11 protein-coding genes are annotated in these 7686 nt (G+C 42.5%); 6 read left to right on the top strand and 5 right to left on the bottom strand.

Translation table 11 applies throughout. The features are described from left to right. The coding region (locus tag Q0V26_RS09790; protein WP_297481293.1) for a class I adenylate cyclase at positions 1-599 on the top strand (599 nt) is incomplete at its 5' end. 80 nt (positions 600-679) lie between these two features. On the opposite strand, the gene cyaY is transcribed toward Q0V26_RS09790, so the two are convergent. Beyond that, positions 680-991 (bottom strand): iron donor protein CyaY, encoded by a 312-nt coding sequence (gene cyaY, locus Q0V26_RS09785; protein WP_080158833.1) that lies wholly within the window; start codon positions 989-991, stop codon positions 680-682. A gap of 78 nt (positions 992-1069) precedes the next feature. Between cyaY and Q0V26_RS09780 the strand changes: the two genes are divergently transcribed. The 5 genes from Q0V26_RS09780 (at position 1070) to yigB (ending at position 5092) form a co-directional block, all read left to right on the top strand. Next, positions 1070-1186, top strand: a complete 117-nt coding sequence (locus tag Q0V26_RS09780) for a lipoprotein (protein WP_080158834.1) — start codon at positions 1070-1072, stop codon at positions 1184-1186. A gap of 63 nt (positions 1187-1249) precedes the next feature. Continuing rightward, positions 1250-2500: a diaminopimelate decarboxylase gene (gene lysA / locus Q0V26_RS09775; protein ID WP_080158835.1), complete on the top strand. Its 1251-nt coding sequence runs from the start codon at positions 1250-1252 to the stop codon at positions 2498-2500. Positions 2501-2538: 38 nt separating this feature from the next. Beyond that, positions 2539-3369, top strand: coding sequence for a diaminopimelate epimerase (gene dapF, locus Q0V26_RS09770; protein WP_080158836.1), 831 nt, complete (start codon positions 2539-2541; stop codon positions 3367-3369). A 37-nt stretch (positions 3370-3406) separates the two neighbouring features. Further along, positions 3407-4330, top strand: a complete 924-nt coding sequence (gene xerC / locus Q0V26_RS09765; RefSeq protein ID WP_107276923.1) for a tyrosine recombinase XerC — start codon at positions 3407-3409, stop codon at positions 4328-4330. Positions 4331-4363: 33 nt separating this feature from the next. Continuing rightward, positions 4364-5092, top strand: a complete 729-nt coding sequence (gene yigB / locus Q0V26_RS09760; RefSeq protein WP_080158838.1) for a 5-amino-6-(5-phospho-D-ribitylamino)uracil phosphatase YigB — start codon at positions 4364-4366, stop codon at positions 5090-5092. Positions 5093-5144: 52 nt separating this feature from the next. On the opposite strand, the gene Q0V26_RS09755 is transcribed toward yigB, so the two are convergent. From Q0V26_RS09755 to Q0V26_RS09740, 4 genes are read right to left on the bottom strand one after another with little or no spacing between them, the layout of a single operon-like run. Beyond that, complete coding sequence (locus Q0V26_RS09755; protein ID WP_297481284.1) at positions 5145-5603, bottom strand: DoxX family protein; 459 nt, start codon at positions 5601-5603, stop codon at positions 5145-5147. After that, positions 5596-6396, bottom strand: a complete 801-nt coding sequence (locus tag Q0V26_RS09750) for a DNA-binding domain-containing protein (RefSeq protein WP_107276925.1) — start codon at positions 6394-6396, stop codon at positions 5596-5598. Before Q0V26_RS09750 ends, Q0V26_RS09755 begins: the two co-directional genes overlap by 8 nt. Further along, a complete protein-coding gene (locus tag Q0V26_RS09745; RefSeq protein ID WP_297481280.1) occupies positions 6371-7264 on the bottom strand; it encodes a DUF692 domain-containing protein in 894 nt (297 codons plus the stop codon). The genes Q0V26_RS09750 and Q0V26_RS09745 overlap by 26 nt, the downstream gene beginning before the upstream one ends. Continuing rightward, on the bottom strand, positions 7239-7514 hold the full coding sequence (locus Q0V26_RS09740; RefSeq protein WP_080158842.1) for a DUF2282 domain-containing protein: 276 nt from the start codon (positions 7512-7514) through the stop codon (positions 7239-7241). Before Q0V26_RS09740 ends, Q0V26_RS09745 begins: the two co-directional genes overlap by 26 nt. Positions 7515-7686 lie beyond the last annotated feature (172 nt).

The following is a 7686-nucleotide window of genomic DNA, read 5'->3' as shown; positions in this document are numbered from 1 at the left end:
TAATTCGTAACGTGGTCTATCAATTGGTGGCTGAGTGTATTGAAATGCGCTTAAAACCCGTTGAAGAAGAAAAACGACGTCGTTTTAAAGCGGTGCATATGGCTGATGAAACCTATGGTTTGTTCTTTGAACGCCGTGGTGTTTCTGTACAGCGATTGGAAAATTCAGTCGATTTTTATAGCTGTATTTCATCGAATAAAGTCAGTGATATTCCTAAAGTGGTGATGGGTAAAACCGATGAGCCGCATCCACCGGAAATTGTTGATGCTTATGCCAGTGAAGGGTTGATTCAGTTCTTTTTTGAAGATTGTGAGCAAGGTTTTAATATCTACATTTTAGATGAAACCAATCAAATGGAAGTGTATCGCCAATGCAATGGCAATAAAGATGAGATGGTGCATGGTGTAAACCGTTTTTATACCTCATCGCAAGATCGTTTTAGTTATAGTGCTAATTTTATTAACTTTAATTTACCTCAGTTTTACGATATCGCACATAACGACAAAGGTGAGCTACAAGTATTGCCGTTTAAGAGTGGCCAAGTGTCTCGCCGTCAGGATAATACTGAATCGACAAATAATGGCATTAGCTTTAATTAATCTTATTGTTTGTACTGTATCGAAAAAAAAGCCTTCATTATTGAAGGCTTTTTTTATGGCTGTAATGCAACAAAAGCATATTACCAAGTGACAGTCTCACCTGCATGTAAGCTGCATTCTTGTTTTAATAGCGCAAATAATTCGGTATTGCTACGAGTACAACGCCATTCATTACCGGTGTATTTAAAGTGGTAACCACCTGATTTTGAAGCTAACCATAGTTCGTGTAATGGTTCTTGGCGGTTAATCACAATTTGACTACGGTTGGCAAATTCAAGTGTAAGCACGTTGCCAGTGGTTTCTGGTTCAATATCAACACCGGATTCATCGATGCCTTCTTCGATCTGCATTAGAGCGAGATCGGCCAGTTGGTGGAATTCAGTATCATTCATCCTATTGCGTCCTATTGCTTTTCTTGTTCTTGGTGCGATTATAGAGGTCATTGGACGGATAATCACTGGCTTTGAATTATGCATAAAGGTTTATTAGCAATTTTGGTCTTAGGATCGTTAATTTTAGCTGGCTGTGGCCAAAGTGGCCCACTTTACATGCCAAAAGACGCACCACAACAACATCAGCCACAATAATAAGTTAGCTGCGATGGTGATTGCGTCGCAGTTTAATCGTCAACCAGACAGGGAAGGACAACATTGGATTATTTTAATTACCAGTCAGATGGGCAATTATGGGCGGAAGACGTCGCATTGGCCAAGTTAGCAACACAATATGGCACTCCGCTGTATGTGTACTCACGAGCAACGTTAGAACGCCATTGGCATGCCTTTGATCAAGCGGTTGCGACCCATCCACATTTGATTTGTTATGCGGTAAAAGCAAACTCTAACCTTGGGGTATTAAATGTCCTTGCACAGTTAGGTTCTGGGTTTGATATCGTGTCTTTGGGTGAGTTAGAACGTGTTTTAGCAGCGGGCGGCGATCCGGCTAAAGTGGTTTTTTCTGGCGTGGGTAAAACAGCGCAAGAAATGCAACGTGCACTTGAGCTGGGAATTAAATGTTTTAATGTTGAATCTGAGCCTGAATTAGATAGGTTAAACTATGTGGCGGGTCAATTAGGGAAAATTGCCCCGATCTCATTACGCATTAACCCAGATGTTGATGCTAATACTCATCCTTATATTTCAACGGGTTTGCGCGATAATAAATTTGGTATTGCGCGTGAACGTGCACTGGACGTTTACCAATTAGCGCACCAATTACCGTATCTTAATGTGGTCGGTATGGATTGCCATATAGGCTCTCAGTTGACGGAAGTGAAACCTTTTATTGATGCAACTGAACGGTTGTTAGCATTAGTTGATGAGTTAAAATTGGCTGGAATTGAGATTAAACATTTGGATCTCGGTGGTGGCTTAGGGGTGACATATAACGATGAACAACCCCCATTACCCGCAGAGTATGCGACCGCATTGTTATCTCGTTTGGCGGCTTATCCTGAACTTGAATTAATTTTTGAGCCAGGGCGAGCGATTGCTGCGAATGCGGGTGTATTGCTGACCAAAGTGGAATTTTTAAAGCATACTGAATATAAAAACTTTGCCATTGTTGATGCGGCGATGAATGATTTAATTCGGCCGACATTATATTCCGCTTGGCAAGATATTGTGCCAGTGATCCCACGTCAGGGTGAGCGTCAGTGTTATGATTTAGTGGGGCCTATTTGTGAAACCGGTGATTTTATTGGTAAAGATCGTCATTTATGCTTAGCGCCAAATGACTTACTTGCGGTAAGGTCTGCGGGTGCTTATGGTTTCGTGATGGCATCTAATTATAATTCTCGCCCTCGTGTTGCTGAAGTGATGGTTGATGGTGAGCAAGTACATTTAGTGCGTGCTCGTGAAACGTTAGACCAACTTTGGCAGCATGAATATCTCGTTGAATGATTGTCGTCGCAACTGATGCTTAATAATTAAGGAACATCATGCAGATTAACTTCTCCAAAATGCATGGGCTCGGCAATGACTTTGTTGTTGTAGATTGTGTAACACAAAATGTATTTTTTTCACCGGATGCGATTCGCCGTTTAGCGGATCGTCATCGTGGGATCGGTTTTGACCAATTATTGGTGGTTGAACCGCCTTATGATCCTGAAACGGACTTTCATTACCGTATTTTTAATGCTGATGGTAGTGAAGTCGAACAATGTGGCAATGGCGCCCGTTGTTTTGCTCGCTTTGTTTCAATGAAAGGTTTAACCAACAAATACCATATTTCCGTGAGTACTAAAGCAGGAAAAATGATATTGAAGTTGGAAAGTGACGGCCAAGTTACGGTTAACATGGGCGCCCCTAATTTTGAACCCGCTAAAATTCCGATGCGAGCGAAACAGGCAGAAAAAACCTATTTATTGCGTGTTGGTGAACAAACGTTATTTTGTGGTGCTGTCAGCATGGGTAACCCACACTGTGTCACGATTGTCGATAGTGTGGCGACAGCTGCGGTTGAAAAGCTGGGGCCATTACTGGAATCTCATGAACGTTTCCCTGAGCGAGTGAACGCAGGTTTCATGGAAGTGATTGATCGCGGCACCGTGAAATTACGTGTTTATGAACGTGGTGCGGGTGAAACTCAGGCTTGTGGCAGTGGTGCTTGTGCCGCTGTTGCTGTTGGTCGTAGCCAAGGTTTACTCGATGAAAATGTTAAAGTCTGCTTACCGGGTGGTGATTTATATATTCGCTGGGCAGGTGAAGGCAAACCGTTATTTATGACCGGTCCCGTTGCCCATGTGTTTGATGGCCAATTTATTCAATAATGATCTTTAACGAGGGTCATTGTTATCAATGACACTCATGATCGAGGTTTATGTGAATACGCTTCCCCCAAGTTTTGAACAACCTCTGGCTCGTTTTTATGAATATTTGCGTAGTGAACGTGAACTGAGTTTGCACACGCAACAGAACTATAAACGTCAATTAACTTGTATTGCAGAACAATTGCTAGAGCTAGGGGTTGAAAACTGGCAGCAAGTTGATGCGGGCTGGGTGCGCCAAATAGCCAGTAAAGGTATGCGTAGTGGTCTTAAAGCCAGTAGTTTAGCAATGCGGTTGTCAGCTTTACGCAGTTTTTTTGATTATATGGTGCATCAGCAACTATTGCCGGCCAACCCAGCTAAAGGCGTGGCTGCACCACGCAAAGCACGTCCGTTACCCAAAAACCTTGATGTTGATGAAATGAATCAATTACTTGAGGTTAAGGATGACGATCCATTAGCGATTCGTGATCGCGCGATGATGGAATTAATGTATGGTGCCGGATTACGTTTATCGGAATTGGTTAATTTGAATGTCCGTGATATTAGCTTAACTAAAGGTGATTTGCGGGTTATTGGTAAAGGCGATAAAGAACGGGTTGTGCCTTTTTCAGGTTTGGCGCGTGAGTGGGTAGCGAATTGGCTCAAGTTGCGTGACAATATTGCCCACGCTGATGAAACAGGGTTATTTGTGTCTAAACTCGGCCATCGCATTTCAAACCGTAATGTACAAAAAAGAATGGCAGAATGGGGCCAGAAACAGGCCGTATCCAGTCATATTAATCCGCATAAATTACGGCATAGTTTTGCAACCCACATGTTGGAATCTAGTGGTGATTTACGTGCTGTACAAGAGTTATTGGGTCATGCAAACTTGACCACCACTCAAATTTATACCCATCTTGATTTTCAGCATTTAGCCAAAGTCTATGATGCTGCTCACCCACGCGCGAAACGCCGTTAGTGTTTTATCGCGTGTTCACTCTCAGGAACTCCCATGCAGTTTTATCGTCAGTTAGGCCAGATTAACGCCCTTACTTTTGATCTTGATGACACCTTGTATGATAACCATCCGGTGATCGTGCGTGCAGAACAAGCGATGTTTGATTGGTTAGCACAGCTATTACCCGCGTCAATGGTGATCAGCCGTGATGATTGGCAACGCTTAAAACAACAACTTGCTGCGGTTGATTCTAGTTTGAGTCATGATGTCAGTGCGTGGCGTTATGAAGCGTTAAAAATTAACTTTATGCAGTTGGGATGGCGGCTTAAAGATGCTGAATTAGCGGCCCGCCAAGGGTTAGATTTGGTGCTAGTTGAGCGCAACAAAGTTGATGTTCCCGCTGAAACTCACCGTGTGTTGGCATTGTTGAGTGCTAAAGTTCCGTTGGTCGGGATCACTAATGGTAATGTCGATCCGCAACAGATTGGTTTGGCCGATTATTTTAGTGCTATTTACCAAGCAGGACGCGATGGGTTAGCTAAGCCGAAAGCTGATTTATTTACCTGTGCGATTAATCATTTAAATATTCCGGCTGAGCAAATTTTGCATGTTGGTGATCATTTACATACAGATGTTTTTGGTGCCAAACAACAGGGTTTACAAGCTTGTTGGTATAACGACCAGTCGCGAGTATTAACGTCGACCCCGAGTAATTGTTTACCTGATATTGAAATTAGTGCGCTTGCTGAATTATTACCATTAGTCGGCTTAACGACAGAGTAAATGTCCACGATTTAGCACCCAGTGCGATTAGCCTTGTTGGGTGCTTAGCCGTTTACGGTATGATATTGCTATTTCGATAATGCTGGCTTATCCAGTGATCGACTGAGAGTTTACCTGCGCCCCAGAATATAGTAACTAATAACATCATTCCCCATAATTGGTGATCATAAAACCCTTGCGGCCATAAAGCGGGGTATGACACTACCGCAATAATATTAAAGCCAAATAATAGTATGGCCATCGGCCGTGCGAATAGTCCAAGCACTAAAAAAATCGGCACTATTAATTCAATCGTTGTTCCACTATAGGCCGCCCATTGCCAAGGTAAGACAGGCACCTGATATTCGTATTCAAATAAATACAGAGTGCTATCCCAACTACCATATTTGATCAGTCCTGATTTAAAGAACGCAATGGCAACCCAAACGCGACTAAAAAGTAACAGTAATGGTTGCAGCGGTTGTACGAGTTGTTGAAAAAAAGTGTCGATGGTACGAATAAAATTAATCATCACTATTAACCTTACGAATATCGTCAATTAAGTGGTGGTGTAATAACTGTGGCAGTAGATCTAATTGCGTTGTTGTTAACGCAGCAATTGGACGTTGCTGCTGACAATCAGTGACTAAAGTGACTAATTCTGGCGTGACATGCTGCTGCCAAATTTGCCATTGGTAATGTTGTATCAGGGCGGTTTGCGGCTGATTAATATCCAGCGTTGCTAATAATTGGTGTTGATCTGAATGCGGATGGTTAACGATTTCCCACAGTGACACCACCGCATATTGGCTGCTAAAGGTGTCGGTTGAGGTTGGAATATGAAAATAATATTGCTGTGAAGTAATAGAATTGGCTTGATGTTCAAGTTGACGTAATTTTTGCAGTGGTAAGTTGCCAGCGTGGCAAGCTAAACGGCTGACACAATCGCGTTGCCATTCTAGCCGTGCGAGATCAACTAAATAAGGCAGAGTGGAAACCAATGTTGGTTGAGCGGCGATAGTATCGCTAAAGTGAGCACCATAAATAGTGACATCCCCTTGTGATAACGGATGATTAAGTATGTGCTGTCGCGCGAGGTGGTTGAAACAATCATCACCAACCATGGCGCTAACGGTAGCATAGACAGCTGCCAGAACATCGGTTAAGCCAATAATAAAATTATTACAGTACAGTTGTAGTCGTTGCTCTGCACTGAAATGGTCATTGACGATAGTGGTGGTTAAATCATGCGGTTGATAATGCAATGCCGCCGCAAACTGATGTTGTAATTGCTGCAAATTAGGCGTGGTTGCAGATGATGGCATTGGCTAACTCCTTATCGATAATGGCTTGAGCCTTATCGGCTTCAGCCAATAATATTGCCAAGGGTGGAATATCTGCATCCCATTCAATTAATGTTGGCGTCTCACTACCATGACAGTGAACCCACTGTTGATATAAGAGCCACACTTCATCACTGACGGGTTGGCTATGCGTATCAATCCAGATTTCACCTTGAGGCAGTTGTTTACGAATAAAGCCCGCAAGATGTACCTCTTGCACTACTGCAGGATTAATAGCCGCTAAATAAGTTTGGCAATCAAAACCATGGTTAAAACTGCTGACATAAATATTGTTTAAATCTAATAACAACCCACAGTCTGTTCGTTGTTGCACGGCCATTAAAAATTCCCACTCCGGAATGGTTGAGTGTTGAAACTGTAAATAGCTTGATGGGTTTTCAATTAACATTGGCCGTTGAAGTACATCTTGAACTTGAATCACTTTATCGCAAAAATTATTGAGGGCTTCTTCGGTATAAGGTAATGGTAAGAGATCATTAAAATAGTGACCATCAACTGAACTCCAACTGAGATGATCTGAAATTAAGAACGGCTCTGTTTCAGTAACTAATTGTTTGAGTTGTTGTAAATGCTGAACATTAAGTGGATCGGCGGATCCTAATGACAGCCCAATACCATGACAGCTAATCGGATAATGAGGCTGTAATTGGCGTAGTTGTTGGCGTGCTAATGAATGGGGGTTGAAATAGTTTTCACTGTGGATTTCCAGCCAGCCCAGTTGTGGCCGTTGAGTGATCATTTCAATAATATGAGGTGAGCGTAAGCCCACCCCAATTGATTGCTGGGATGAAAAGTCCACCAAGTTATGCTTCCTCAGTTGATCCGCCATGGAGGCGATCACATAACCCTTTTGGAACGACCACAAACGCATCTTTCTGAGCATCTTCTTTAGCCGAGCCTGCGCAAGAGCTGGTTTTAGTAGCGCAGTCATTTTTACCCGCTTTACTGACGCCATAACATTTTTCTTTAGCCATTTTTTTGCCCATTTCGTCAGCGACGGCGGTTGTTGAAGCTAATGTTCCTGCTAACGCAATTAATCCAGTCATTGCTGATGCTAAGGCTATATTGGTCTTTTTCATGATAGTTCCTTGATTATGATTGAGTGTTGGTTTGCTACGCGTTGGTATTTTTTTAATGGCGTTAATGCGCCTTCAGAATAATAGACAGGGTAACCACCATATTTATTACACTGGAATGTTAATTATTTTAGTGTTGATGTTGTTTTTGTGTTTCTGGTTTTTGCGAAAATCG

Origin of the sequence: uncultured Photobacterium sp. (assembly GCF_947039875.1) — a bacterium.
Classification (GTDB): Bacteria; Pseudomonadota; Gammaproteobacteria; order Enterobacterales; family Vibrionaceae; genus Photobacterium.
The sequence above is the reverse complement of the archived record's forward strand: the minus strand, read 5'-3'. Positions and strand labels throughout refer to the sequence as shown.

Bases quoted from the DNA above. Each gene is read 5' to 3' on its own strand.
- cyaY (WP_080158833.1), bottom strand. From the start codon at position 991: ATGAATGATACTGAATTCCACCAACTGGCCGATCTCGCTCTAATGCAG.
- Q0V26_RS09780 (WP_080158834.1), top strand. From the start codon at position 1,070: ATGCATAAAGGTTTATTAGCAATTTTGGTCTTAGGATCGTTAATTTTA.
- dapF (WP_080158836.1), top strand. From the start codon at position 2,539: ATGCAGATTAACTTCTCCAAAATGCATGGGCTCGGCAATGACTTTGTT.
- xerC (WP_107276923.1), top strand. From the start codon at position 3,407: ATGATCGAGGTTTATGTGAATACGCTTCCCCCAAGTTTTGAACAACCT.
- yigB (WP_080158838.1), top strand. From the start codon at position 4,364: ATGCAGTTTTATCGTCAGTTAGGCCAGATTAACGCCCTTACTTTTGAT.
- Q0V26_RS09755 (WP_297481284.1), bottom strand. From the start codon at position 5,603: ATGATTAATTTTATTCGTACCATCGACACTTTTTTTCAACAACTCGTA.
- Q0V26_RS09750 (WP_107276925.1), bottom strand. From the start codon at position 6,396: ATGCCATCATCTGCAACCACGCCTAATTTGCAGCAATTACAACATCAG.
- Q0V26_RS09745 (WP_297481280.1), bottom strand. From the start codon at position 7,264: ATGGCGGATCAACTGAGGAAGCATAACTTGGTGGACTTTTCATCCCAG.
- Q0V26_RS09740 (WP_080158842.1), bottom strand. From the start codon at position 7,514: ATGAAAAAGACCAATATAGCCTTAGCATCAGCAATGACTGGATTAATT.